Origin of the sequence: Rhodoblastus acidophilus (assembly GCF_009720655.1) — a bacterium.
GTDB classification, from domain to species: domain Bacteria; phylum Pseudomonadota; class Alphaproteobacteria; order Rhizobiales; family Beijerinckiaceae; genus Rhodoblastus; species Rhodoblastus acidophilus_A.
Genome location: NZ_WNKS01000012.1, coordinates 21,998 through 48,076, shown reverse-complemented (window position 1 = coordinate 48,076; position 26,079 = coordinate 21,998). Strand labels below are relative to the sequence as shown.

General features: G+C 65.4%; 23 protein-coding genes. 7 read left to right on the top strand and 16 right to left on the bottom strand.

What is annotated here, in order from left to right; translation table 11 throughout:
- From GJ654_RS13290 to GJ654_RS13270, 5 genes are all read right to left on the bottom strand, one after another.
- Positions 1–450, bottom strand: coding sequence for a hypothetical protein (locus GJ654_RS13290; RefSeq protein WP_155446654.1), 450 nt, complete (start codon positions 448–450; stop codon positions 1–3).
- Positions 451–510: 60 nt separating this feature from the next.
- The gene (gene rnhA / locus GJ654_RS13285; RefSeq protein WP_155446653.1) at positions 511–978 is read right to left on the bottom strand and encodes a ribonuclease HI; all 468 of its coding nucleotides are present in this window, start codon (positions 976–978) and stop codon (positions 511–513) included.
- Positions 975–1,940, bottom strand: a complete 966-nt coding sequence (thrB, locus tag GJ654_RS13280) for a homoserine kinase (protein ID WP_155446652.1) — start codon at positions 1,938–1,940, stop codon at positions 975–977. The genes rnhA and thrB overlap by 4 nt, the downstream gene beginning before the upstream one ends.
- Positions 1,941–2,184: 244 nt before the next feature.
- Positions 2,185–3,054 (bottom strand): SDR family oxidoreductase, encoded by an 870-nt coding sequence (locus GJ654_RS13275; protein ID WP_155446651.1) that lies wholly within the window; start codon positions 3,052–3,054, stop codon positions 2,185–2,187.
- Positions 3,051–3,803, bottom strand: coding sequence for an enoyl-CoA hydratase (locus GJ654_RS13270; protein ID WP_155446650.1), 753 nt, complete (start codon positions 3,801–3,803; stop codon positions 3,051–3,053). The genes GJ654_RS13275 and GJ654_RS13270 overlap by 4 nt, the downstream gene beginning before the upstream one ends.
- Before the next feature lie 106 nt (positions 3,804–3,909).
- On the opposite strand from GJ654_RS13270, the gene GJ654_RS13265 reads away from it, so the two are divergent.
- Positions 3,910–4,872 carry an L-threonylcarbamoyladenylate synthase gene (locus GJ654_RS13265; protein WP_155446649.1) on the top strand — a complete coding sequence of 321 codons (963 nt, stop codon included), beginning with the start codon at positions 3,910–3,912 and terminating at the stop codon, positions 4,870–4,872.
- 31 nt (positions 4,873–4,903) lie between these two features.
- A complete protein-coding gene (locus GJ654_RS13260; RefSeq protein WP_155446648.1) occupies positions 4,904–5,800 on the top strand; it encodes a LysR family transcriptional regulator in 897 nt (298 codons plus the stop codon).
- A gap of 1 nt (position 5,801) precedes the next feature.
- Here the strand turns inward: GJ654_RS13260 and GJ654_RS13255 are convergent, their stop codons facing one another.
- Positions 5,802–6,557: an SDR family NAD(P)-dependent oxidoreductase gene (locus GJ654_RS13255; RefSeq protein WP_196305551.1), complete on the bottom strand. Its 756-nt coding sequence runs from the start codon at positions 6,555–6,557 to the stop codon at positions 5,802–5,804.
- The gene (locus tag GJ654_RS13250; RefSeq protein WP_155446646.1) at positions 6,554–6,952 is read right to left on the bottom strand and encodes a dihydroneopterin aldolase; all 399 of its coding nucleotides are present in this window, start codon (positions 6,950–6,952) and stop codon (positions 6,554–6,556) included. Before GJ654_RS13250 ends, GJ654_RS13255 begins: the two co-directional genes overlap by 4 nt.
- A gap of 192 nt (positions 6,953–7,144) precedes the next feature.
- Between GJ654_RS13250 and GJ654_RS13245 the strand changes: the two genes are divergently transcribed.
- The gene (locus GJ654_RS13245; protein ID WP_155446645.1) at positions 7,145–8,449 is read left to right on the top strand and encodes a glycosyltransferase; all 1,305 of its coding nucleotides are present in this window, start codon (positions 7,145–7,147) and stop codon (positions 8,447–8,449) included.
- A gap of 8 nt (positions 8,450–8,457) precedes the next feature.
- Here the strand turns inward: GJ654_RS13245 and GJ654_RS13240 are convergent, their stop codons facing one another.
- The 3 genes from GJ654_RS13240 to GJ654_RS13230 form a co-directional block, all read right to left on the bottom strand.
- On the bottom strand, positions 8,458–8,904 hold the full coding sequence (locus GJ654_RS13240) for a c-type cytochrome (RefSeq protein ID WP_155446644.1): 447 nt from the start codon (positions 8,902–8,904) through the stop codon (positions 8,458–8,460).
- Positions 8,905–9,165: 261 nt separating this feature from the next.
- Positions 9,166–10,401 carry a flavin monoamine oxidase family protein gene (locus GJ654_RS13235; protein ID WP_264586246.1) on the bottom strand — a complete coding sequence of 412 codons (1,236 nt, stop codon included), beginning with the start codon at positions 10,399–10,401 and terminating at the stop codon, positions 9,166–9,168.
- Between the two features lie 58 nt (positions 10,402–10,459).
- The gene (locus GJ654_RS13230) at positions 10,460–10,951 is read right to left on the bottom strand and encodes a ferritin-like domain-containing protein (protein WP_155446643.1); all 492 of its coding nucleotides are present in this window, start codon (positions 10,949–10,951) and stop codon (positions 10,460–10,462) included.
- Between the two features lie 370 nt (positions 10,952–11,321).
- Between GJ654_RS13230 and GJ654_RS13225 the strand changes: the two genes are divergently transcribed.
- Positions 11,322–11,645, top strand: a complete 324-nt coding sequence (locus tag GJ654_RS13225) for a hypothetical protein (RefSeq protein WP_155446642.1) — start codon at positions 11,322–11,324, stop codon at positions 11,643–11,645.
- Positions 11,646–11,648: 3 nt separating this feature from the next.
- Here GJ654_RS13225 and GJ654_RS13220 read toward each other — a convergent pair whose 3' ends face one another.
- Both GJ654_RS13220 and GJ654_RS13215 read right to left on the bottom strand, forming a co-directional pair.
- Positions 11,649–12,983 carry a hybrid sensor histidine kinase/response regulator gene (locus tag GJ654_RS13220; RefSeq protein WP_155446641.1) on the bottom strand — a complete coding sequence of 445 codons (1,335 nt, stop codon included), beginning with the start codon at positions 12,981–12,983 and terminating at the stop codon, positions 11,649–11,651.
- Positions 12,980–14,182 (bottom strand): FIST N-terminal domain-containing protein, encoded by a 1,203-nt coding sequence (locus GJ654_RS13215; RefSeq protein ID WP_264586247.1) that lies wholly within the window; start codon positions 14,180–14,182, stop codon positions 12,980–12,982. The genes GJ654_RS13220 and GJ654_RS13215 overlap by 4 nt, the downstream gene beginning before the upstream one ends.
- 210 nt (positions 14,183–14,392) lie before the next feature.
- Here GJ654_RS13215 and GJ654_RS13210 point away from each other — a divergent pair, with 210 nt between their 5' ends.
- Positions 14,393–16,516, top strand: coding sequence for a 4Fe-4S binding protein (locus GJ654_RS13210; RefSeq protein WP_155446640.1), 2,124 nt, complete (start codon positions 14,393–14,395; stop codon positions 16,514–16,516).
- Between the two features lie 81 nt (positions 16,517–16,597).
- Here GJ654_RS13210 and GJ654_RS13205 read toward each other — a convergent pair whose 3' ends face one another.
- The 3 genes from GJ654_RS13205 to mog all read right to left on the bottom strand — a co-directional run bounded on the left by GJ654_RS13205 (position 16,598) and on the right by mog (position 21,261).
- On the bottom strand, positions 16,598–17,497 hold the full coding sequence (locus GJ654_RS13205) for a transglutaminase family protein (RefSeq protein ID WP_264586248.1): 900 nt from the start codon (positions 17,495–17,497) through the stop codon (positions 16,598–16,600).
- Complete coding sequence (locus tag GJ654_RS13200) at positions 17,494–20,013, bottom strand: circularly permuted type 2 ATP-grasp protein (protein ID WP_155446639.1); 2,520 nt, start codon at positions 20,011–20,013, stop codon at positions 17,494–17,496. Before GJ654_RS13200 ends, GJ654_RS13205 begins: the two co-directional genes overlap by 4 nt.
- A 711-nt stretch (positions 20,014–20,724) precedes the next feature.
- A complete protein-coding gene (mog, locus tag GJ654_RS13190; RefSeq protein ID WP_155446637.1) occupies positions 20,725–21,261 on the bottom strand; it encodes a molybdopterin adenylyltransferase in 537 nt (178 codons plus the stop codon).
- 68 nt (positions 21,262–21,329) lie between these two features.
- Between mog and GJ654_RS13185 the strand changes: the two genes are divergently transcribed.
- Positions 21,330–21,929 (top strand): Uma2 family endonuclease, encoded by a 600-nt coding sequence (locus GJ654_RS13185; protein ID WP_155446636.1) that lies wholly within the window; start codon positions 21,330–21,332, stop codon positions 21,927–21,929.
- Between the two features lies 1 nt (position 21,930).
- On the opposite strand, the gene GJ654_RS13180 is transcribed toward GJ654_RS13185, so the two are convergent.
- Positions 21,931–24,534 (bottom strand): MMPL family transporter, encoded by a 2,604-nt coding sequence (locus tag GJ654_RS13180; protein ID WP_155446635.1) that lies wholly within the window; start codon positions 24,532–24,534, stop codon positions 21,931–21,933.
- 243 nt (positions 24,535–24,777) lie between these two features.
- Between GJ654_RS13180 and hpnH the strand changes: the two genes are divergently transcribed.
- Entirely contained in the window at positions 24,778–25,923 is a 1,146-nt protein-coding gene (gene hpnH, locus GJ654_RS13175; protein WP_155446634.1) for an adenosyl-hopene transferase HpnH, read from the top strand.
- Positions 25,924–26,079: the final 156 nt, after the last annotated feature.

Genomic DNA, 26,079 nt, shown 5'->3' with positions numbered 1-26,079 from the left:
TTAAAGCGGCCCGCCGGGCAGCTTTACGGGCGGCGGCGCGGCGGCGGCGCCCATGCCGCCGTTCTGCTGCATTTGCTTGACCTTGGCGGCGAGGTCGCAGGCCTGCTTGGCCATGCCGCCGGTGCGCGCCGTTCCCGTCTTGAAATTGTTGAGAAAATCTTCGGGAATGTTGCACCATTCCTTGTTCTTGACGAGGTAGGCGCCCATTTGCGCCTCAACCGCGCTCAAGTTTTTCAACGCCGGGCAGGCCGCGATCGGATCGAGCTTGCCGCCATGCGCTTTCGAGATCGCGTTGAGCGCCTGGATGGCCGCGTTGCGCTTCTGGCCGAAGGCGGCGATGTCCTCGTTGCAGCTCTGCGCATGCGCCGAGGGGGCCAGCGCCAACAGCCCGGCAAGAGCGACAAGTGAGAGAGCAAACAGCCGCAGAGCGGCGAAATCGAGCCTGAACATCCGTGATCCGTTTTTTCGCCGCATACACTTAGCTCAAGCGGGCGCAAGCAGGCAAGGACCCTAAAATTTGGGCTTTTCCGGGGCGGGCCGCTTGAGGAAGGGGGCCATGCCCGCCCGCGCCAGGGCGTCGGCCCGCTCATTCATGGGGTCGCCGGCATGGCCCTTCACCCAATGCCAGTCGACATCGTGGCGGTTGGCGGCCTCGTCAAGGCGCTTCCACAGGTCGTCGTTTTTCACTGGTTTTTTGTCCGCCGTGCGCCAGCCGTTGCGCTTCCAGTTGTGCACCCAGCCGGTCACGCCCTGGCGCACATATTGCGAATCCGTGTGCACATCGACGGCGCAGGAGCGGGTGAGGGCCTCAAGCGCCGAGATGGCCGCGAGCAGCTCCATGCGGTTGTTGGTCGTCTGCGGCTCGCCGCCGCAAAACTCTTTTTCCGCCCCGTTGAAGGTGAGAATGGCGCCCCAGCCGCCGGGTCCGGGATTGCCGGAACAGGCGCCGTCGGTCCAGATCGCGACGCGTTTGGTCAAACGTCCAGTCCATATTCGGAGGAGGAGGTTATCCGCTGGTGAAAGCGCAGCCGGGTGAGGTAGTCGAGCGGGTTCTTCGGCTTGACCAGCGCGCCGGGCGGCACGTTGAGCCAGTCGTAGAGCCGGGTCAGCAGGAAGCGCATGGCGGCGCCGCGCGACAGGATCGGCAGGGCGGCGCGCTCCCCGGCGTCGAGCCGCCGCAGGCCCTCATAGCCTTGCAGCAGCGCCCGGCCCTTGGTGGCGTTGAAGGCGCCGCCGGGCTCGAAGCACCAGGCGTTCAGGCAGATCGCCAGATCATAGGCGTAGGAATCGTCGCAGGCGAAGTAGAAGTCGATCAGCCCCGACAGTTTCTTGCCGATGAAGAACACGTTGTCGGGAAACAGGTCGGCGTGAATGATGCCTTTTGGCAGGTCGTGTGGCCAGTCGGCCTCCAGCGCGTCGAGTTCGCGCGTGATCTCACCGGCGAGGCCGGGGGCGACTGTGTCGGCTTTTTCGCGAGCGGCGTCGAACAGGGGCCGCCAGTGGGGCAGCGCCAGCGCATTGTCGCGGTGAAGCTCAAAACCGTCGCCGGCGAGATGAAGCCGCGCCAGCGCGCGGCCGGTTTCGAGGCAATGGTTTGCGTCGGGTTTTCTGGTCGAAACGCCGTCGAGAAACGTGACCAGCGCCGCCGGCCGTCCCGCCAGTTCGCCCAGCGCCCCGCCGTCGCGGCGCTGGACCGGCACGGGGCAGGTGAGCCCTCGCGCGGAAAGATGCTCCATCAGGCCGAGGAAGAAGGGGAGATCGGCCGGGTTCACCCGCTTTTCATAGAGGGTGAGGATGAAATAGCCGGCCTCGCAATGGAGGAGGTAGTTGGAGTTTTCCACCCCCTCGGCGATGCCCTTGAAGGACAGGGCCGGGCCGAGATTGTAATCGGTGAGAAAGGCGTAAAGGGCCTCGTCCGTGACATCGGTGTAAACGGCCATGGCCCCGACTCTTTTTTTGCGCGCTGTCGCCCCCTGTTAAATCCGCGGGGGCGGCGCGTCAAACGTATCATCTCCCTCTCTCCGGGAACGGGGAGAGGGTTGAGGTGAGGGGGAGATTCCGAATTGGGCTCGTTCTTCGTTACTGCTTCCGGCAATCGCAAGGTCGCGGGAAGCCCCTCACCCTGTCCCTCTAATCGCTAAAGCGGGGCGAGGGGACGCGCGGCCGCCGCGAGGGACATGCCCGTTAGCCAACCGGCTTCAAGCTCACCCCCGCCGGAACCGGCGTGTCCTCCGGCACGAAAAAGTCGGGCGCGAGCGGCGAGGTCGGGTCGACGCGGTAAACATCGAAATCCGTCACGCCCCGGCTCGCCAGCAGCACGTCGTCGATGAAAAACTGTCCGGTCGTCTCCCGGCTCGGCGAGACGAAAATCGCATGCGCGGCGTCGCCCATGATCTCAGGTTGGCGCGAGGCGCGCATCAGTTGCGCCCCTCCCAAAAGATTGTTGACGGCGGCGGTGGCGATGGTGGTGCGCGGCCACAGCGCGTTGACGGCGATCCCCTTGGCGCGCAACTCGCCGGCCAGCCCCAGCACCGCGAGGCTCATGCCGAACTTGGCCATGGAATAGGCCGTATGCGCCGCAAACCATTTTTCCTTCATGTCGAGCGGCGGCGACAGCATCAGGATGTGCGGGTTTTCCGCTTTCGCCAGATAGGGAACGGCGAGCTTTGCCGTCATGTAGGAGCCGCGCGCGTTGATCTGCTGCATCAGGTCAAAACGCTTCATGTCGATGGTCTGGCTGTCGCCGAGCGCAATGGCCGAGGCGTTGTTGACGACAATGTCCAGTCCGCCAAATTTTTCCACTGTCTGCGCCAGGGCGGCGGCGACCTGCGCCTCGTCGCGCACATCGACCGCCAGCGGCAGCGCCTTGCCGCCCGCCGCCTCGATTTCTTCCGCCGCCGTGAAAATCGTGCCGGGCAGTTTGGGATGCGGCTCCGTGGTCTTGGCCGCGATCGCGACATTGGCGCCGTCGCGCGCGGCGCGCAGCGCAATGGCGAGGCCGATGCCGCGCGAGGCGCCGGTGATGAAAAGGGTTTTGCCAACCAGCGAGGTCATTGGGACTCCTGTTTGCTCTTGGCGAGGAAGGCGGCGAACACGGCCTGGGTTTGCGGCGAGCGCAGCGCGGCGACGAAGGACTTGAACTCCTCCTCCATGCGCGCGGAAATCTCTGAGGCGTCGCCGCGCAGCAGCCGCCGCGACTCCATCAGCGCCGCGCGCGGTTTTGAGGCCAGCCTTCTCGCCTTTTCGCGCGCGACGCCCGCCAGTTCGTCGTCGGCGACCACGCCATTGACCAGTCCGGCCTCCTTCGCCTCGCGCGCGTCCATTGTCTCGGCCAGCAGCAGCATGGCGCTGGCCCGCGCCATGCCGATGCGGCGCGGCAGCAGCAGCGACGAACCCGCCTCCGGCGGCAGGCCGAGATCGACGAAGGGCAGGGAAAACCGCGCCGCTTCGCTCGCATAGACAAGGTCGCAATGCAGCAACAGCGTGCAGCCGACGCCGACCGCCAGCCCGTTCACCGCCGCCACCAGCGGTTTGGGAAAACTGGCGAGTTTGCGCACGAAATCCGCCGCCGCGAGCCCGTGGCCCTTCTGGACGGCGGAGATGAAATCGCCGATGTCGTTGCCGGCGGAAAACACGTCGCCTTTCGCCCGGATCAGGACAGCGCCGATGCTGTCGTCCGCCTCGGCCTTGGCGAAACCCTCGAGCATGGCCAGATACATGGCCTCGGTCAGCGCGTTTTTCTTCGCCGGCCGATTGAGTGTGAATTCCAGCACGCCGTCGGCGACGGTCGTTTCGATGTCCATGAGCCTCCCCCCGCTTGCCAGCAGCCCGGCCTGATGTCATGCACTTCTTGTCGCCGGATTTGGTTTAGATATGAACCAAGCCTGCCCATCAGTCAATGGATCACGCATGATACACGCCCGAACGACGCTGCGCCTTCAAGCCGATGCGGCGGGCGAGGCGCAGGCGGCGCGAATTCTGCGGGAGGGCGGCCTCGTCGCCTTTCCCACCGAGACCGTTTACGGCCTCGGCGCCGACGCGACCAATCCGCGCGCCGTCGCCGGCATTTACGAGGCCAAGGGCCGCCCGCGCTTCAACCCGCTGATCGCGCACGTCGCCAGTCTTGAGCAGGCGCGGCGCGAGGGCACGTTTTCGCCGCTGGCGGAAAAGCTGGCGCAAAAATTCTGGCCTGGGCCGCTCACCCTGGTCGTGCCGCTGGCCGAAACCGCGAGCGTCTGCGACCTCGCCCGCGCCGGGCTGCCGAGCATCGGCCTGCGCATGCCCGCCGCAAACATCGCGCGCGACCTGATCGCCGCGGCGGGGCGCCCGATCGCCGCGCCGTCCGCCAATCGCTCTGGCCATGTCAGCCCGGCGACGGCGGACCATGTGCTCGCCGATCTCGAGGACCGCATCGACGCGGTCCTGGATGGCGGCGCCTGCGCGGTCGGCGTCGAATCGACCATTGTCGCGCTGCTCGACGACACGCCGCGCCTGCTCCGCCCCGGGGGCGTCGCTCGCGAAGACATCGAGGTCTTTTTGGGAATGGGGCTCGCCGGCGCTGAACCAGGTGATTCGCAGCCGCTGGCCCCTGGCCTGCTCGCCTCGCATTACGCGCCGGGCGCCAGCGTGCGCCTCAACGCCCGCGAACTGGAGCCCGGCGAGACCGGCCTCGATTTCGCCGGCCAGTTCGCCGGCGCCTTCGATCTCTCGCCATCGGGCGATCTGGAGGAGGCCGCGGCCAATCTCTTCAGCGCCTTAAGGACGCTCGACGCGAGCGGCGCGATGCGCATCGCGGTGGCGCCGATCCCCAACCAGGGCCTTGGCGAGGCGATCAACGACCGGCTCGCCCGCGCCGCCGCGCCGCGCCCTTGAAAACCGCCCAAAAGTCCTTACCCTGGCGGCAATGAACCAGATTTCTTGGGACGATTTCCGCCTCGTTCGGGGGATAGCCGAATCCGGCTCCCTGGTTGGGGCGGCGGCGGCCTTGAACCTCAACCATTCCACCGTATTCCGCCGCCTCGGCGCGCTCGAGACGGCGATCGGCGCCAAACTTTTCGAGCGCTCGCGCAACGGCTATGCCGCCACCGCCGCCGGGCAAGAGATGATCGCGCTCGCCGAGCGCATGGGCCGCGACGTCACCGACTTCGAGCGCCGCATCGCCGGCCGCGACGAAAAGCCATCGGGCCTGCTGCGCGTCACCACCAACGACGCCCTGTTCAGCTACCTGCTCGCCCCCGTCCTCACCAGTTTTCGAAAAGCCTATCCCGACATCCATCTCGACGTGCTGGTGATGAACCAGCCCCTGAACCTGTCGCGACGCGACGCCGACATCGCCGTGCGCTCGACCTACGCCCCGCCGGAAACCCTTGTTGGCCGGCGCATCGGCGCGTCGGTGTGGGGGCGCTACATCGCCAAATTTCTGCACAAGCCGGGCTTCAATCCCAATGCGGATGACCATGCTTACATCGGCTTCAACGAGCATTTCGGCGGCGTCGAGGTTTTGGACTGGATTGAAAAAAGCATCCCGCGCCACCGCATCGCCATGCGCGTCAACACGGTCGTCGGCCTCGCCCGCTGCATCGGCGAGGGCCTTGGCGTCGGTTTCCTGCCGCGCTTCGTCGGCGACCAGCATCCCGAAATCGTCTGCATCGACGAACCGATGAGCGGGCGCGGCGCGGACCTGTGGCTGTTGACCCACCCGGACCTGCGCCATGCGGCGCGCGTGCGCGCCTTCATGGACCATGCGGGCGCGGCGCTGAGCAAGCGCAAGAACCTGCTCAACGGCGGCAACGGCGAATAAACTACTCGAACGCCACGTCGCGGCGCCGCGCCAAAAGGTGCTCGCCGCCGTCGAGCGGGAACAGCGCGCCGGGCATGTCGGGATGGTCCAGCAAAAAGCCGATGAGCGCGCAGAGGTCCCCGGGCGGCAGCGCGCGCCCCGTGGGGATTTTGGCTGAATCCGCAACAAAACGCTCGTCGCTCTGCGGCCCCGAGGGAAACATCAGGCCGGGCAGCAGGCCGAAGACGCGCACGTCGTCACGCCCCGCGCGCCCCCAGATTTCGGTCATCGTCATCAGGCCGGATTTGCCCAGCGTATAGGAATAATAGTCCGGATTGAGATTGAGCAGTTTTTGATCGAGGATGTTGAACACGCTGAGTTTTTGTTCCGCGCGCTTTGCCTTGCAGGCCGTCTCCAGAATCATGAAGGGCGCGAGCATGTGGACCAGAAAGCTTTCCGCCAACAGGTCTGCGTTGCCGGCGCCGGGAAAATCGTGGACGAAATTCGAGGCGTTGTTGACGATCGCCTCCGGGAACCCGAACGGTTCGGCCATTCGCGCGCAGAAAATCTCGATATTGGCGCGCTCGGCGAAATCATGCGTCATGACCTCGACCGTCGCGCCCTGGTCGCGCAGGTCCTCGGCGAGGGCCGCAACATTTTTGCGCGGCCGGCGCTGGTGCAGCAGCAGGGCGTAGCCGCGCCCGGCAAAAAAGCGCGCCAGCGGCGACGCCAGCCGGCTGGAGGCGCCGGTTATGAGAGCCGCCTTTACGGCCTTCAAGCCGGAGGGCTCCAGCGTTCGCGCGTTCGAAACAGGTTTATGCCCGCGCCGCGCGTCTCGTTGTAAATGTCGGGCTTGCGCACGCAGACCTGGCAGGCGACGACGCGCTTGTCGCCGAAACAGGCGTCGACCACGCGGTCCGCCACGGTCTCCAGCAGATCGATATGGCCGTCCTTCTCCAGCGCCAGGATGCGGTTGCGCACCTTGTCATAGTCGATGATCTTCATCTGCTCGGCGCGCGCGGTGGCGAGCGGCGCGAACAGGCGCACGGAGATAATCAGCCGCGTCGGGCGCTCGGGATGGCGCTCCCAGGGATGCAGGCCGCAGGACACGTTCACGCTGACGTCGTCGAGAGCCAGAACGATATGGTCTTCGCCGTTGAAAAAATCCTTCATGATGTCCCTATCCTTCGCGCGCCTTCATAAGCCCTGGACCATAGCGTTTTCAAGCGAAGTGGCTGCCGGTTCGCGTGAAGAAAACGCGTCGGACAGGACCAGGCCGAGATCGGTGAACGGAAGTTCGCCGATCTTGGCCGGGGCCAAGCAATTGGGCTTGCTCCTGGGGGCGCCCGGTGGTTCATATGCGCCATGACGGCAAAAATTGTTCTGGCGACTCTCGGTTCACACGGAGACATTCATCCCTTCATCGCACTCGGAAAGGCGCTGCAAGAAAGGGGTTTCGAGGTGGTCGCGGCGACCAGCGGCCACTATCGCCCGCTGTTCGAGCGCGAGGGACTGAGTTTTTCGGGAATCGGCCCTGACGAGGGCGACGCCTTGCGCCTGATGGGCGTGAGCGCCGACGCCTTCGTCAAGGAACTGCTCACCGACGATCTCGCCGTCGTCCGCTTCTCGCAGGACTTTCTCGCCGAAAGCGTGCGCGATCTCATGCCGATCGTCGCCGGCGCCGATCTGGTGGTCTGCCACCACATCGCCTATGCCGCTCAACTGGCGGCCGAAAATTTTGGCGTGCCTTACGTCCATGTGCTGCTGTCGCCGACCCTGCTGCTACAGCCCGAGGACCCGCCGATTCTGGGAACCGCGCCCTTCGTGCGCGCGCCGGGAAAAATCGGCCAGATGTGGAACCGCTCGCTGGCGTCTTCGCTGCGTCTCGCCTTTCGTCCGTTCACCCGGCGCGCGCGCCGCCTGCGCGCCGCCATGGGCCTGCCGTCGGCGCGCGATCTGCCTTTCCTCGATCCGGGAGACGCCCTCGACGTCCTTGGGCTGTTCTCGCCGCTGCTCATGACGGCGCCCAAGGGCTCGCTTGGCCTGGGCGCCACCTTTCACGATGGCGGCGAGACCCAAGAACTCGCCCCGGAGGTCGAAGCCTTTCTCGCCGCCGGGGCGCCGCCGGTCGTGCTCACGCTGGGCAGTTTCGCCGCGCTTGGCGGCGCCGATGTCTTGCGCGATGGCGTCGCGGCGGCCCGCGCGCTCGGGCGCCGCGCGCTGGTGATCGCCGGGCGCGATGACGCCCGCGGCATTGGCGCGCCCGAGGGCGACGACCTGCTGATCTGGGGCTACGCCCCGCATTCCCGGGTTTTCGCCCGCGCCGCGGCGATCCTGCATCATGGCGGCGCCGGAACCGCCGTCCAGGCCTTGCGCGCGGGAAAACCGCAACTGATCGCGCCCTTCTTCGCTGACCAGCCCGACAATGCGGCGCGCATTGCGCGGCTGGGCGTCGCGCGCGTGCTGCCGCGCGCGAAATTTTCAGCTGTTGGGGCCGTCGAGGCGCTGCGCCACCTGCTGGAAACGCCGGATTACGCGCTGCGCGCCGGTGAGATGGCCGCGCGGATCGGCGCGGAGGATGGGGCCGCGGCGGCGGCGGACATCATTGCAAGGCTGATCCAGCAAAAGAAAACGCCGCCGGAAACGGCGGCGCACTCTTCGCGGACCTGAAGCCAGCCTTATTGCGGGTCGCCCTTCTTGGCGCCGGAGCGATCGTACTGGCCGATATAGGCGATGACGTCGGCGATTTCCTTGTCGCTCTTGATCCCGGCGAAGGTCATGTAGGTCTTGGGCACGTCATGCTGGGGCTGGCGCAGATAGGAGGTCAGCGTCGGCACGTCCCAGGTTTTGCCCGAAGTCTTGTTGGCCTCGGAGTAATTGTAGCCGGGCACGGAGCCGGCGGGCCGGCCGATCAGGCCGTTGAGCACCGGGCCATAAAAATTGGTCGCGCCGCGGCCGATGTGGTGGCACTGACGGCAAACGCGGAAAACCTTTTCGCCGGCTGCGGGATCGCCCACGATGGGGGCGGCCGCCGTCGGAGCGGGCGCGGCGCCGGTCTGCGCCAGCGCCCCGGCGGCGCCGCCGAGGATGAGAGACGCGGAAAGGGTGAGAATTTTGCCGTTCATGGCCTGTTTGCTCCGCTAGAATCTTGCGGCCTGACTGGCGTCAAGCTCTTGGTGATCCCGTCGTCCCTCGTTATTGCGCAAGATCGAGCGACGGAAAATGACACGGAGCAATTAAACCACCGCGAGCGCGGCTTTTCCCACTCTCAATAAGTCCTATTTCCTTTGTCGGGCGGTTTTGCGGCGGCGCAAGGGCGCGCGTGTCGCGTTTCGCCTTCAGGGCGTCGATGCGCCTGGACGCTTCACAGGAGCCGGTTTCCCGGTTCAGCGCCGGCGCGCCAGCGCGGCGAGCGCTTCCTCGGCCGCGCGCCAGCCGCTGGCGTAGGCGCCGTGGGCGGCGGTGAAATCCCGGGGGTCGGTGGCCTCGCCAGCGAAAAAAAACCTGTCTTCGAAGGGTCTCGCGAGTTTTTCGCGCGACCCTGCGCAGCCGGGCAGGGCGTAACTGTAGGCGCCGCCGATGCGCGGGTCGCGGCCCCAATGGGTGGCGACAAGCGGCCTCAGCGCGCGGCGGACGTCCGCGCCGAACAGCCGGACGAGCGCGTCCAGCGCGTTGGAAAAAGCGCTGGCGGGGCCATCCCGCTCCATCGCCAGAGCGCTGGCGCCGCCCAAAAAACATTCGATCACGGGCCGGCCAAACGGCCTTATGTCATAGGCGGCGGTCGCGGGATCGCGCGGATCGCCGATCAGATGCGTGTCGGCCTCAAAACAGCGGTCGTCGAGGATTTCGAAGAACAGTTTTTCGTTGCGCCCGAGCGGCAGATGGGCGGCGGCTTCGCGCCAGGGGGCGAATTCGCGGGGCCAGCGGATCGACACGCCCGCGAGCACGTCGGTTGAGACGGTGCAGACCACAGTCCGCGCGAAAATCCTGCCGGCGCGGGTGGAGAGCGCGACGCCGCCCGGCGGCAGCGTCACCGACGTGACGGCGGTCGCCAGCCGCAGCGGAATTTTTTCGGGCCATGCGGCGGCGGTCAGCGCCCCAAAACCCTCGAAGATGCGCCAGTTGTCGGAGGTCGAGGCCTCGTCATAGGCGGCGTAATCGCGCGCCGACATGGCTTCGAGTTCCGCGCCGCTGACGTAACCGGCGATGGCGCGGATATAGCCGCTCCACGCGCTTTCGGGCGCCAAAACTTTCGCCGCGCAATCCCCGGGCGCGCCAGCAAGCGCCTCGCTCCAGGCGGCATAGGCCGCGCCCGCCGCCGCCTGCTCCTCGACGGAAAAGCCGAGGTTTTTGTATTGCATCCACCAGTTGGCGCGGCGCCGGTCGAGCGCGAAGCCCAGGCGTCCGGCCATATCGGTCCAGGGATTGCGGGCGGCTGAATGCAGCCATTCCGCGCCAAAGTCGAGATGCATATCCTTGATCTGGGTCGTGAAGACGCGTCCGCCGACGCGAGGCGCCGCCTCCAGCGCCAGAACAGAAAAATTTTCGCCGGCCAGACGCCGCGCGGCGCCAACCCCCGCCGCACCCGCTCCAATAATGACGAGATCGAATTCAGCGCTCACGCAAAAACTCCCGGCGGCGCAGGATAGCGCCGCCGGGAGACAGTTGGAAGCCTAAGGCTTACGCAGCCTTCTGGATGAACCGCCGCGTCACGGAATCGAGTTGGCTCGACAGCCAGTCCGCCATGGCATGCTCTTCCTCGCAGGATTGCCGCAGCGGTCCGATGGCGCCGGTTTCGCCCAAGGCTTCCGCTATGGAAATCAAGGAGTTATATGCGGCCGTCTCGTAGTTTTCGAAGGCGAAGCTGGCGAAGGCGTTTTTGAGCACCTCGTCGTCCGCGGGCATGTGCGCCACCGCCGCCAGATTGCCGAACAGCGACATGGCCGCGTCCTTCAGCGTGGAGGCGGTTTCGCCATAATTTTCCAGGATCGCGTCGATGCGCCGCTGCTGGGTGTAGGTCTCCTCCAGATGCTCCTCAAGGCGCATCTTAATATCCGGAAAATCGTCGAGGCGCTCAATCTGGCGCTTGAGCAGTTGCTCGGCCTGCGCCTCCATCGCATGGGCGTTGCTCAGTCCGGCGATGAACAGATTTTGTAAGGCTTCATGCGGCATGGACGATTTCCTTCTTTTCAGTGACGGACTTCGGAGCCGAGGTTCGCGCCGGTGGTGGCTGCGTATCGGGATCGGAGCGTGCGGGGGCTGTAGGCCGAGATCAACCGATCCTCTTCCGAACTGAGCTGCGCCTCGGCCCTGCCGCTGCCGCAGCTTCTTGTTGTGAATGACCATTTTTGTCCTCAGCACGCATCCGGTCGCGGGAGAACGGTTGCGGCGCGCCGGCGTTCCCGGAAAACGCAAATTTTTACAGAGGGTTTGGTCGCGGCTGGGGTATAGCGGCGGCGTTCCGGTTTACGACTGACATGCCGCGCTTGCGTTATTTCGACGCCCGAATGGCGTTCTGAACTTGGCGCGTCGATGATATCAGTTGTGCCGAATCAGTCGTGCTCGCCAGGCGGATGGGATCCTCATGAACTCGTGGTTTTTTCGCATCTCGCCAACGGAGATCGACGACGTGGCGCAACACTTGTTGGCGCGGCACGGCGCGGGCGCGCGCGACGAAGCGATCCGCCTGGCCGACGTTGGCCGACGCATAGGGTCACGCCGGAACAGCAGGATGTTTCGACTGGCGGCGCAGCGCCTTGACGGTGAACGCGGCCCGGCCGTCCATGCCCGGGGAAAGACGGATTGGCTGGCAAGGATCAAGGCCAGCATCGCCGAGTTCGGCGCGCCTTTGACCCCGCTGCCCTGAAGCTCACGTCAGCAGAAACGACAGCAGCGACCGCATCTCCGCCGGACGAACCGGCTTGCGCAGCATTTCCAGCCCCGCCGCGCGCACCTCTTCCTCGGACTTCGCCGAATGGTCGGCGGTGACGATCAGCGCGGGGACTTCCGATCCCAGCGTCGCCCGGACCCGCGAAATCGCCTGGGTGCCGCGCTCGTCATTGTTGAGGTGCAGGTCGGCGATGACAATGTGCGGCGCCGTCGGCAGGGCGCGCAAGCGCTCGAGCGCCTCGTCGCCGGAGGTCGCCACCGCCACGTCGCAGCCCCAGCGCTCCAGAAGCGCAACCATGGCCTCGCTCACCGAGGGCTCGTTCTCGATCAGCAGGATTTTCGCGCCCGCGACGGGGGAGTGGAACAGCCGCATCAGCGGCGGCGGGGCGGGCAGATCTTTGGGCGCAGGCGCAGCCCCCGGCAGGCGCACAGAAAAAGTCGAGCCGCGCCCAATGTTCGAGGCGAGCCGGATCGGATGGTCGAGCGCCTGGGCGAAGCGGCGCACGATGGCCAGCCCCAAGCCAAACCCGGTCTCGCCGGGAATGTCGCTGTGGGCGCGCTTGAATTCCTGGAAAATCGCCTCGCGCTTGGCTTCCGGAATGCCCGGCCCGGTGTCGGACACCTGCACCATCACCCGGTCGCCGCGCCGTCGCGCGCCCACCAGGACGCCGCCATGCGCGGTGTAGCGCAAGGCGTTGGCGAGCAGGTTTTGCAGGATGCGCCGCAGCATGGACGGGTCGGAGCGGACATAAAGTTTTGAGGGAAAAATTTTGAGTTTCAGTCCGCGTTTCTGCGCGAAATAGGCGAAATCCCGCGCCAGCGGCTCCAGCACTTCGTTCAGCTCGAAATCGCGCAGATCCGGCTTCATCACGCCGGCGTCGAGTTTCGACAGGTCGAGCAGGGTGCGGATCAAATCCTCCAGCGCGACGAGGCTGCGATCGACCTGCTCGACCAGCACGCTCGCTTCCGGCGCGGCCGGGAGTTCGCCGAGCGCCGACAGGGCGAGCCGCGCGGCGTTCAACGGCTGCAACAGATCGTGGCCGACCGAGGTGACAAACGTCGTCTTCAGCGAGGAGGCGGCTTCGGCCTGGCGCTTGGCCTTTTCCAGCGAGCGCATCGCCTGCGACAGTTCCGCGGTGCGGCGGCGCACCTGATGATCGAGCGAAATGGCCGTTTCGAACAGTGAGAAAGCGTTGAACTGGCTGTCCACCGAGCGCTCAACCCGCGACATCAGCGCGCTGTTGATCTTTTCCAGCTTGGCGATGCGCCGTTGCAGCTCCTCAACACTCTCGCGACCGTGCAGGTTCATGTTCATTCCGCCGCATCCCCCCGGTCGCGTTTGCCCAGCGCGATTCCGGTGAAGGTTTGATTGACGTGCATGGAGCGGAATTGTTCTCCATAAGTGTTGAACCCAATCACTTTTCTGGCGCGGTAGAGCTCGGAAAGGCGGCGCGAAATCTGCCGGCGCTCGGCGTCGAGCCGGCGCAGCACGCAATCGAAGCCGATGTAGAGCGACACCGGGCCGATCTGCTCCTCCATGCTTTCGAACGTCGCGAGCGTGCTTTCATAGGGGTCGCGCGGCCGGGCGACCGTGAGCACCAGTCCCTCGTCGATGGCGCAGAAGAAGGACAGCGAGCCGTCAGGGTTCACTTTTTGAATGGAGCGGGCGTAATATTGGCCGCCGACGCCCACCAGAACGGGATGCGAGGCGAAGGAGGAAGGCTCCAGCTTGCTCTCCATCACCCCCACCGCGCGGGCATATTCGGTCGCCGCCGGTTCGGCGTTGAGTTCGCGGACGATGCGCGCTTCCGTGTCGGCGTCCGTCACCACCATCTTGTTCTGCGTCGGCTCGAAATAATCGCATTTGAACGGCGCGAACCGCAGGTCGGTATGGAACAGCAGCAGCAGGGCGGCGTCCCGGTGCACCTTTCCGCCGCTGATCATGAAAGTCTTGTCGAAGCTCAAGGAGTCGCCCGCCGAACCGCCGACCACGGGAATTTCGTCGAGCGCGGAATAGAGGGCGGAAATCACCGCCTCCTCGCGCCGGCACAGGCCGTCGATCAGCAGCAGGCCGAAACAGTGTTCCGGCTCGATGCGCGGGTTGCTGGCGATCAGCGCGTCGCGCGTCTCGGTGAAGGCGGCGCGCCCCGCCTCGACGGAAAAATGGGACAAGTCCTCGACGAGCTGTGCGGCCAGTGTGAAATCGCGACGCAGGAAACCAAGCGCCACAATGGAATTCGAGGTCCAGCCCTCCGGGGCGAGTTCGCCCGCCGTGGTGCAGCCGTAGATCTCTACGCCCGGCAGCGCCGTTTCGATCTCGGCGGCGAACAGGGCGGCGTCATAACAGGCGCAGACAAAGCAGACGAGGCCGGCCAGCGCCTCGGCCGGCGTCTCGCCGGGCGCTAATTGCGCGACGACCTGCGCGGCGATCTCGCGGGCGGCCCGTTCGGCGCCGACCGCGCCGCTGGAGGCGATCACCACGCCCTCGGCGCGATCCACCACCCTTTCGCTCACTCCCAACCGACGCTCCCTTCGCCCGAAGGCGGATTTTTTGCGTCTTCGGACCCGTTTTGCCGCTGTTGCGGGCGGGGCCGCGCGCAATTGTGAGAAAGTACTATAGGCGATGTTTTCCGCCTCGCACAACCTTTGCCGGCCTGATCCCGGCCCGACTTGGTTCGCCGGATCTGGCGAACAACAGCGCGAAATGCGCGGGTGAGGGTGGGAATGCCGATCAGGAGAAGGCGCGGGGCATGGCTCTCCGCGCGTGTGGGCGCGGCTTTGCTGCTGCTGGGCTGGTGGAGCTCGGCCGTGGCGGGAACCCTTGATCGCGCCGGCGTCGAAACCCTGTTTCCCAAGCCCTTCATCGTCCACGACCGCGATCCCGCCCTGCCGGTCTGGCCGATCTACAAGCAGAGCTACAACGACGACGTCCTCGTCGCCTATCTCTTTGAATCCGAGGATTTCCAGCCGATCCCCGGCTTTTCCGGAACGCCGGTCAACCTGGCCATCGCCCTGCGGCCCAATGGCGCTCTGCTGAGCGTGCGCGTGCTGTCGCAGCACGAGCCGGTGTTCGTCGACGGGCTCGGGCCGGAGCCGCTCAACGATTTCGTCAAGCAATATGAGGGCTTGTCCCTCAACCAGTCGATCAAGATCGTCCCGCCCGGCCGTGTCGCCGCGAAAAACCGCGAGGGCGTGGCGGCGGAAATCGACGGCGTGTCAAAAGCCACGGCCTCCGTGCGCATCATCAACGAGACCATCGTCAATTCGGCCTTGCAGGTGGCGCGCGAAAAACTTGGCTTTTCGAAAGGGCGCGACCCCAACCGGGTCGCCCGCATCAAGGAAGAGATTTTCGAGCCGTTGACTTTTGGCCAGTTGCTGGAGCGCGGCTATGTCCGTCGCCTTAGCGTGAGCAATGCGGAGGTGGAGAACGCTTTTAAGGGCACGGAGGGCGAAAGGCTCGACGACGAGGCGCTAAGAGCCCCGAACGACGCCTTCGCCGACATCTATTTGGCCGAGGCCGATGTCCCCATCGTCGGGCGCAATCTGCTGGGTGAGGCCAACTGGCGCAAGCTGATGGACCAGCTCGACGGCGCCCCCGCCATGATGGTGATTTCGGCGGGACGCTGGACGTTCATGCCGGAAAATTTCGTGCCCGGCGCCACGCCCGACCTGATCGGCCTCGCCCAAGGCGACGCGCCCGTCGCCTGGCGCGATTTCGTCTGGCGCGACCGGCTCGATCTCCCGGAATTTTCGAATGCCGACGCAGCGGTGATGCGCATCGCGCCGGAAGCCGCCTTCGATCCGGCGACGCCTTCGCAATTTTCGATCCGCGTCATTCGCGAAAAGGGCATCGTCTATCCCGAAAAATTCTCGCGTGATTTCAAGCTGGACTACAGCCTGCCGCAAGAGCTTTTCGACCTTCCGCCAGAGGACAAGGGCCTCGGTCTCGGCTCGATCTGGGCGAGCCGGGCGCGCGACATTTCCATTCTGGCGGGCGGTCTCGTCGTGCTCGCCTTCGCCCTGGCGCGGCAAAAATGGCTGGCGCGTTCGCCGCGCGCGTTCAAAATTTTTCGCTTGGCCTTCCTCGCCTTCACGCTCGTTTTCATCGGCTGGATCGCGCAGGCGCAGCTTTCCATTGTCTGGCTGTTCGGCCTGGTCAAGGCGATCAGGGGGGAGGGGACGTTCCAGTTCTTCCTCTGGGATCCGCCGACGCTGATGGTGACCGTGTTCGGTCTCGTCGCCCTGTTCATCTGGGGGCGCGGAACCTTTTGCGGCTGGCTGTGCCCGTTCGGCGCCTTGCAGGAGTTTTTTGGCGAGATCGCGCGCGTGACCAAGCTGCGGCAGTTTTCATTGCCGCAGCGCTACGAGCGGCTGGCGCGGCTGCCGAAATTCTTGGTGCTGGCTGTCATTCTGGTCACAGCGCTCGTCTTCTCGTCTCAGGCGGAAAAGGTCGCTGAGATCGAGCCGTTCAAGACCTCCATCACGTTGATCTTCATCCGCTCCGCGCCGTTCGTGCTCTACGCGGTCGCGCTTCTGATCCTCGGCATGTTCCACTACAAATTCTTCTGCCGCTACCTGTGCCCGCTCGGCGCGACCTTTTCCGCGTTGAGTTTTGTCAGGCGCTGGAACTGGATTCCGCGCCGCAAGGAATGCGGCTCGCCCTGCCAGATGTGCCGGGTCAAATGCCGCTATGGCGCCATCGAGCGCGGCGGCGACGTGGTCTATGCCGAATGTTTCCAGTGCATGGATTGCGTGGTGATCCATGACGATCCCCGGCAATGCGTGCCGCTGGTGCTGGCGGCGAAGAAGGCGCGCGGCGCCGCGCGCAGGCTGGAACACGCGCAATGACGTCGAGACGGCCCGCCGATCACCAGACAGTCGAGCATGGCTCCCTCCCGGGAGCACAACGCTCTCGCCCGCTCTTAAGTCTCACGGAAAGGTTGGCGGCGCGTTTTCCGTCGCGACGGGGATGACGTCCACCGCCACGGACACGTCCTGCCCGCCCGTGAACAGGATCACCCCCTCGATCGGCGCCACATCCGCGTAATCGCGGCCTTCCGCCAGGATGATATGGTCGTCGCCGACCAGAATGTTGTTGGTCGGGTCGAGGCCGACCCAGCCGTCGAACGGGCCGCACCAGATGGCGACCCAGGCGTGGGTGGCGTCGGCGCCCTCAAGCCGCTCCTTGCCGGGCGGCGGCACGGTGCGCAGATAGCCGCTGACATAGCGCGCCGGCAGGCCCAATCCGCGCAAACCGGCGATCATGATGTGAGCGAAATCCTGGCACACCCCCTTCTTTTTCATAAAAGCTTCGCCGAGCGGGGTCGAGACCAGCGTCGCCTTGGGGTCGTAATCAAAATCCTCCCAGATGCGCCGCATCAGGTCGCGGGCGCCCGCCAGAATTTCGCAGCCGGGCGGAAAACTTTCGCGCGCATAGGCGACCACGGGCTCGTCGAGCGACACGGTGCGGCTGGCATAGATGAAATGGGCGGGCGATTGCGCCCCGAGGTCGTGAACGCCAAACGCCTGCTGGCGCACCTCTTCCCAGGGCGGGGTGACCGCGGGCGGCTCCGGCCGCGCCACCGCGATCCGCGCCGTCGCCGACACCTTCAGGGCGCGATGTTCATCGTCGATGCGGACGATTTCAAAGGAATTGCCGAAAAAGCAGGAGCGCGACGTGCGCTGCGCGGCCGGCGGATCGAGCTCCACCGCCACGGACAAGACTTTTTGGCCGGCGCGGCTGGTCGGGCGCAGCCGCAGGGCGCAGAGGGAAAAGGCCACCGGCGACTGGTAGGCGTAGGTGGTGATGTGGCGGATGTCGTAAATCACGCGAGGCCCACCTGTTTTTCGGCCTGCGCCGCGTTCGCGCCCTGCAGGAAGTAGCGCGCGCCGATGGCGTCGGCGAGCGCCATCAGCCGCCGCTCGACCGACAGCACGAATTCGCTCGTCACTTCCGCCGCCTTGGTGGTGCGCAGGTCGGCGTCCACATTGACGGCGATGCGGTTCGGCTCCTCCATCATGCCGTCCTGGCGCAGCAGCGGCAGGGTGGCGATGTGCTCGGCCAGACGCTCCACCTGAAACGCGACGGAGCGGGGATTGTAGGGGTCGAGCAGGGCGATGTCGCGCACGGGATAGGGGGCGACGCCGATGAGATAGCGCGAGCGATAGGTGATCTGGGAATCGATGAGATCCAGGAGCACGTCGAAATCGGCGCCGCGCGCCTGCTCCATGCCGAAGATGCGGATGAAGCGGCAGGTGTTGACGCCACGCTCCAGCCTGCGCCCCATTTCCAGGAAGCGCCAGCCGGCGACGCGGTTCATATTCTCCTGCGCCAGCCCGGAAATGCTGGCGATCGCCTGAAGCGCGATGTCCGCCTGCTCCAGAAGCTCCGCCTCGTCGAGCGGCGGGCGGCAGTTTTGCAGGCCCTGCACCAGCTCGACAATGATGCGCCAGGTGTCGGCGGACAGGCGCTCGCGGATCACCGCCGCGGTGCGCTGCGCGTTCTGCGCCAGCGAGATGGCCGAGCCGAATTCGTCGACATTGAACAGGGAGGTGTTCAAGAACCCCTGTGGCGTCAGCGCGATCTTCGGCTTCGCGGGAACGGACCCCCAGTCGGTGAGCAGTTTGCGCAAGCGCGTCACGGTGGCCGCGCCCTCGGCGGTCAAATCCTCGTTCTCGATGACGCGCTTGCCCAGGCAGCGGATCAGCCGCAGCGTCGCCTCGGCGCGCTCCAGATAGCGGCCGAGCCAGAACAGATTGTCGGCGGCGCGGCTGGGCAGATTGCCCATGATGCGGCGAATGGAAACGTTTTCGGTCTGCGGCAGCAGCGTGGTCTGCTCCACCGGCCTGTTGGCGACGATCCAGACGTCGGTGGTCTGCACGCCCGCGCCCATGGCGACGGCGCGGGAATCGAGCCGGTCGGAAATGCGGCAGAACCCGCCGGGCATGACGTGGAATTTCCCGTCCGCGTCGAGCGCGGCGAACACGCGCAGCACGAAGGGGCGCGGTTCGAGTTTCGAGCCCACCCAGGTGGGCGTGGTGGACAGGCTCGCCACCTCCTGCCCGACGTAATCGGCGCCGCGCGCCCGGATCGCGGCGGCCAGCCGTTCGCGCTGGGCGGGCGTCAGTTCGCCGCCGACCACGGAGCCGCCGAGGAACGAGCGCGTCGGCGCCGCGCCAAAGGCGGGGGCGATGGCCATGTCCTGCAAGCGCGACAGCACATGTTCGCGCTCGCGCGCCTGCCCGCACCACCATGTGGCGATATTGGGCAACAGCAGTTTTTCACCGAGCAACCGGCCGGCGAGCGCTGGGATAAAACCGAGCAGGGCGGGGGTTTCGGCGACGCCCGAGCCGAGCGCGTTGGCCACGGCGACATTGCCCTGGCGAATCGTCTCGACCAGACCGGGCACGCCGAGCTGCGAGCGGCTTTTCAGTTCGAGCGGGTCGGCGAAATCGGCGTCGATGCGCCGCCAGATCACATCGGCGCGCTTCAGGCCGGCGATGGTGCGGACATGGGCGAGCCCGTCGCGCGCGACGAGATCGGCGCCCTCCACCAGCACGAAGCCCAGGTAACGGGCGAGATAGGCCTGTTCGTAATAGGTCTCGGAATAGGGGCCGGGGGTATAGAGGCAGATGCGCGGGTCCGAGCGCGAGGCGAGCGCGGCCAGGCCGCCGCGAAACGCCTGGAAGAACGGGGCGAGGCGGCGCACGTTCATGTCGCGATAGATGGCCTGGAAGGCGCGGGTCAGGTTCAGGCGGTTTTCGAGCGCATAGCCAAGGCCGGAAGGGGCCTGAACGCGGTCGGACAGCACCCACCATTGCCCGTCCGGCCCGCGCCCGAGGTCGGCGGCGTAGAGGCTGAGCCAGCGCCCGCCGCGCGGCTTCACCCCGACCATGGGATGCAGGAAATCGGAGCTGCCGGTGACGGCGGCGGCGGGCAGGAATCCGTTGCGGACCAGATCGCCCTTGCCATAGAGGTCGGCGAGCAGGGCGTCGAAAATTTCGGCGCGCTGGGTGACGCCGGCCTCGATGACCGCCCAGTCCCGTTCCGAGATCAGCAGCGGCATGTGGCTCAGCGGCCAGATGCGCTCGGTGGTTTCGCCATAGGCGCGGTAGGACACGCCCTGTTCGCGGATGGAGCGTTCGATGGTTTCGAATCGGCGGGCGATGTCGGCGGCGCCCAAGCCGGCCATTTTGTCGAAGAATTCGAGCCAATGGCCGCGCGGATGGTCATCGGCGCCGATGAACTCATCGGGCGACCCCTCGAACGGCCGATAGGCCGCGGTCATCTCCACCAGCCGCCGCGCTTTGGCGCTGGAGGATTTTTCGGTCGCATGGCCAGCCATTCCCACCCCGGAAGATACGCTGCGCAGTCTGACGCAAGTCTTGAAAGAAAAAAACCCGTTTGGACCCCGGATTTCAGCAAGTGATGCAATGCAGCAACAGATTTGCAGCTCCGCGTCTCAGATGTCGTGCGTTCCCTCACCCCGCGCAAGCGGGGCAAGGGGCAGAGCGAAGGACAATACGGGTGAAAATATGTTCATGATATGTTCCACGTGAAACAATGTTTTGCAAGCCTCTGATTAAGAATAATTTTATGCGAAAAACAGCCCCGCCGCCGCAGCGCAACCCAAAGGTTGTATCTATGAAAACACTCAGGAAATTCGCGCCGTTTTGCACGAAACCTGCAGAAAAACGCGCGAAATACGTCGTTTTTTCACATCGATTCACAACCTGGAATTGATTTTCTTCTATGGCTCGGGGTCGCCTTCCTTCTCCCCTTGCGGGAGAAGGTGGATCGGCGCGCAGCGCCGAGACGGATGAGGGGGCGCGCTTCAATCGGCTTCAGTTTCGTCCGAAAACGTCGCCGTCCCGTCGTCATGCGCGGCGCGTCGCAAGTTCAGACTCGCCCCGGGAACGCCTTTCCAGTCCACGCGTTCCCGCCATATCTCGCCTAAGCTGGATTTCCGAAAAGTGGCTACCGGTTTTCGGATGAAAATCCTGCGAAAACAAAGGAACCTGAGCAATCATTCGTTGGGCGACCAACGAATGATTGCCTAGGCCGATGTCTTCGGCCGCACCGTCCGCACGACCTCCGGATTGGTATCCAGCCACGCCCCGCCGATCAGCTCCACGCAATAGGGCACGGCGGGAAACACGGCGGACAGGCACAAATCGATGGAGCGCGGACTTCCCGGCAGGTTCACCACCAGACATGCCCCGCGATGGGCGGCGGTCTGGCGCGACAGAATCGCGGTCGGCGTCTGCTCCAGGCTCTTCGCCCTCATCAACTCGCCGAAACCCGGCAGTTCGCGATGGCAGGCGGCGAGCGTGGCCTCGGGGGTGAGGTCGCGCGGCGCCGGCCCGGTCCCCCCGGTGGTCAGCACGAGGCAGCAGCCGGAGACATCGGCCATGTCGATCAGCGCATCGCGCACGCGCTCAAACCCGTCGGGGATGACGCGCATGTCGAGTTCAAAAGGCACGCTCAGCGCCCGGGCCAGCCAATCGCGAATGGCGGGTCCCGAAACATCCTCGTAAACCCCGGCGCTGGCGCGGTCGGAAATGGTGAGAACGCCGATCTTGGCGGGCGTCATGCTGTGTCCTGGTTCGTGACTCGTAGGTTTCGGAAGAGTATCCTGCGCCCGGAACGAGGAAACAAGTCATGGCCGAGCCCCTCCACCGCAAATGGACAGTCCGGGAGTTCTTCGCCTGGCAGGAGAAGCAGGCCGACCGCTACGAACTGGTCGACGGATTCCCGCTCAGGATGATGGCCGGCGCCAAAAACGTTCATGATGATATCGTCGTGAACCTCGTCGCCGAACTCCGCACGCGACTCAGGGGCGGACCATGCCGGCCCTTCACCGGCGACGGCGCCGTCGAAACGCGACCCGGACAGATCAGGCGGCCCGATGTTGGCGTCGATTGCGGCTCACGCGACCCCGAGGGAACCACAGCCGCGCTGCCGAAACTCATCATCGAAGTGCTCTCGCCAAGCACGCGCGATTTCGACACGTTCAAGAAACTTGACGAATACAAAGCGTTGACGAGCGTGGACGCGATCATTCTGATCGAGCCCAATGAGCCGCTCGCGCTGGCTTGGATGCGAGACGACGCGGCGCAATGGCGTGAACAGCGCGTGCGCGGCATGGAGGCGGTCATCGACTTGCCGAATCTGAAAATCAGCCTGCCGATGGCGGCGATTTTTGATGGCGTCAAATTCCCGTCCGCCCCGCGTCTCGTCGCCGACGAAGCGGCCTCTTGAACTAACCATCCGCCTGCGTCCTCGGCGGCCCCATCAACGCAGGCTGAAAAAACACGGCGGCGCACAGCGTTGTCGCCAGCGACAGGGCCAAAAGCTTGCCCATGCTCGACGTGCCCGGATGGTTCGACAGATAAAGACTGCCGAACGCCGTCGCCGTGGTCATGGCGGAGAAGAAGATCGCCCGCGTCAGGCTGGTTTGCAGCAGTTCGGCGGCCCCCGCGCGCCAAGCCATCACATAATAGATCTTGAAGGCGACGCCGAGCCCCAGCAGCAGCGGCAGGGCGATGATATTGGCGAAATTCAGTTTGAGATCGATCAGGACGCAGATTTCCATCGTATAGACGCCCGCGAGCAGCAGCGGCGCCAGGGTCAGCGCCACGTCGCCAAAACGCCGCAGCGCCAGCCACAGCAGCAGCGTGATCGAGATCAGCGCCAGAGCCCCGGCCTGCGCGAAAGCCTTGATCACCGTGTCGCCGGACTCGAGGATCGACACCGCCGCGCCCGCCGCCTCCGGCGCGACTTTTCGAACCGCGTCCGAAAATTCGCGCAGGTTGTTAAAATCGTTGCGGTCGCCGCGCGCCCAAAGCTCGACCCGCGCCCGCCCGTCCCGGGCGATCCAGTCGCGCGAAAACGCGTTGGGAAGATCCTCGACCGCGATGGGCGCGGCGTCCAGCGCCTTTTTCAAGTCGCCGAGCAGCGCCAGCATTGGCGCAATCACGTCGCGGCGCGCCCGTTCGCGCGCCTCCGGCGGCGAAGCGGCGAGATCGCCGAGCGCCCGCGCCATCGGCTCCAGGCCGGGCGCCAGCGCCAGGTGTTGGGCCGCCTGCCGCAACGCCTCGACATCCTCGGAATCGCCGGGCGCCGGCAGCGGTTTGACCGACAGGCTCGTTCCCAGCAGGTCGCGCGCGTCCCAAATGGCCGCGAGTTTTGTTTGCTGGTCCTCGGGCACGAAGCTCGACAGCGTGGACACGGTTTCGACTTCGGGCAGGGCGCGCAGTCTTGCCGCCAGCGCGTCGGCCTCCGCGAGATTTTGCGCCAAAATTTCGATGGAATTGGGCGCGTTGCGCGGGTCGCTGGCCAATTCCAATATGGTGGCGACGGATTCGACCTTGGCGCTGCGCAGGTTCAGCGGATTGATGTCGAAGCGCACTTGCGTCAACAGCGGCGCGCCCAGAACCGCGAGGCCGAGCGCGGCGCCGACGATCAGCTTTCGGTGGCTGGTCTGAAAGCGGTCGATCGGAGCCAAAAACGCGTAGCCCACGGGCGCCGTTTCCGCCGGCGGCTTTAAAATCGCCAGCAGGGCGGGGAGCAGCGTGACAGACGAACAAAACGCCAGGATCATGCCGACCCCGGCGATCAGGCCGAGTTCGGACACGCCGCGATAGGCGGTGGGTATGAAGGAGAAAAAGCCCGCGGCGGTGGCCGCTGCGGCCAGCGACAGCGGCAGGCTCGCCCCCGAGCCGGCCCTGTCGAGCGCCTTGTCCAGGCCCAGATGCTGGAACCGCTCCTCGCGGTAGCGCACGGCGAATTGGATGCCGAAATCGACGCCAATGCCGACGAACAGCACGGCGAAGGCGACGGAAATCGGATTGAGCACGCCCACCATGGCCAGGCCGGCGGCGGCGGTCAGCGCGAGGCCGACGATCATGTTGGCCATGACCGCGACAATGAGCCGCCCCCAGCGCAAGGCGCGCCACAGGATGAGCAGCACGGCGGCGACCATCAGGCCATTGTTGAGCGCGGCGCCCTCGGCGAGCGTGCCGAATTCCTCGTCCTGCATGGCGACGTCGCCGGTCAGGCGCAGGCGATAGCCGTGCTCGGGCGTGAGCTCCAACCGCCGCGCGGTCGCGCGCAAGGCGTCGCTTGCGGCGGCGCCCGGTTGCAATTCCGAATAGTCGAGTTTCGGGCTGATCTGGAGAAACCGCCGCTTGTCCTGGACGCTGGGCGGCGCGCCCGAAAACAGCGCGGACCACGAAAACTCACTCGCCTTGCCGGCGCGCGCGGCTTGCAGCGCCTCGGCCACGGCGGCGAGCGGCTTGGCCAGGTCAGCCGTTCCGGACAGCGATGCTTCAGCCGGCGGCTTCGCCATCAGCCCGAGCGCGCCGGAAAGGCCGCGCAAGCTGGGGTCCCGCGCCAGCGCGCCCAAAAAAGGCTGGGCGTCGATCAACTGCGACATGCGCGCCGACACATCGGCCGTCGGCAGATACAACAACCCCTGGCGCGCGAAAAAATCCGAGGTTTCGAGCGAGCGAACGTCGGAAAAATGCTCGGTTTGCGCCTGTAGGGCGGCCTGCAGCCCGCGCGCCGCCTCATTGGCGTGTTCGGGGCTCGGCGCGTCGAGCACGGCGAGCAGCGTGTCCTGCCGCTGCGGAAACGCCTTGCTCAGCGCCATCTCGCGTTTGCGCCAGGGCAAATCCTGCGAAATCAGCGTGTTGAGATCGGTGGACATGGCGAAATGCCCGGCCGTGTACCAACTCGCGGCAAAAGTCAGCGCCAGCGAAACCAGCAGGGTGATCCACTTGCGCCGGGCGCAGAGGGCCACCAGCCGCGCGACAAGACGGATTTCCTCGGGCTTGGGCTGCGGCGCGGGGGAGGGCGAATTCATGAACGGGCGTTTCGAGTCATTCCAGCCCAACCTGCGATATTTCCTTAGGAAAGAAAACCATGTCGCGGCGTTTTTCCCCGTTGTCCCCCGGCGTGGGCCGGTTTTTGCTTGCGACCAAACCGGGGTGAGCCTATGGCTTTGCCCGAACTTTTTTCAGGCGGCGTTGTTTCAAAAGCGCCGCGCATCGCTAGCAATCCGTGTCGATTTGGCATCGTCACAGGAGAAACCGGAGAGACAAACCGTATGGGTATACCGGTGCTCGAGGGCGCGCGCATTGGCGCCTATATCGTCAAGCAGCATCTTTTGGGACGCAAGCGCTATCCTCTCGTCCTGATGCTGGAGCCGTTGTTCCGCTGCAATCTCGCTTGCGCGGGGTGCGGCAAGATCGATTATCCCGACAAGATCCTCAACCAGCGCCTGCCCTATGAAGATTGCATGGAGGCGATCGACGAGTGCGGCGCGCCCGTGGTCGTGATCGCCGGCGGCGAACCGCTGCTGCACAAGGACCTGCCCCGCATCGTCAGGGGCGCCCTCGACCGCAAAAAATTCGTTACCGTCTGCACCAACGCGCTGCTGCTGGAAAAACGGCTCGGCGAATTCGAGCCGAGTTCCGCCTTCAACTGGTCGGTCCATCTCGACGGCGACCGCGAGATGCACGACAAGTCGGTGTGCCAGGACGGGGTTTACGACCGCGCGGTGAAAGCCATCGCCGCCGCTAGGGCTCGTGGGTTCAAAGTCAGCATCAACTGCACCCTGTTCAACGACGCCGATCCCGCGCGCGTCGCCAATTTCCTCGACACGCTCAAGGGCCTGGGCGTCAACGGCGGCGCCACGGTCGCGCCGGGCTACGCCTACGAGCGCGCGCCCAACCAGCAGCATTTCTTGAACCGCGCCAAGACCAAGGAATTGTTCCGCGCCATTTTCAGGCGGGGCAACGGCGGCAAGAGCTGGGATTTCTTCCAAAGCTCGGTGTTCCTCGATTTCCTCGCGGGCAACCAGACCTTTGAATGTACGCCCTGGGGCAATCCGGCGCGCACCGTCTTCGGCTGGCAGCGGCCCTGCTATCTGCTCAACGAAGGCTACGCCAGCACTTTTAAAGAGCTGATGGAAACCACGGATTGGGACGCCTATGGCGTCGGCAATTACGAGAAATGCGCGGATTGCATGGTGCACTGCGGCTTCGAGCCGAGCGCGGTCAAGCACGCCATCACCCGTCCCTGGGACGCGATCCGGACGGCTCTGTTCGGCGTGAACACCGAGGGCCCGATGAAGCCCGAAATTCCGCTCGACAAACAGCGGCCGGCGCAATTCATCTTCGCCGCCCAGGTCGAGGAGCAGCTGAACGCCGTGGTCGAAGCCGAAAAACTCGCCAAGCAGGCGGCGGAGTAGCGCTCCGCCCTATACGATTTCCGAACGATCCGTTCGGAAATCGTATTCCAATCGCGCAGAAATCCGCCCTTCGCCTGGAGGATTTCCGCGCGATTGCGTTTTCGCGGATCGCGAAGCGGTCTTGCGGAAACCGTATCAGGCCGGGCGGATCGCCCG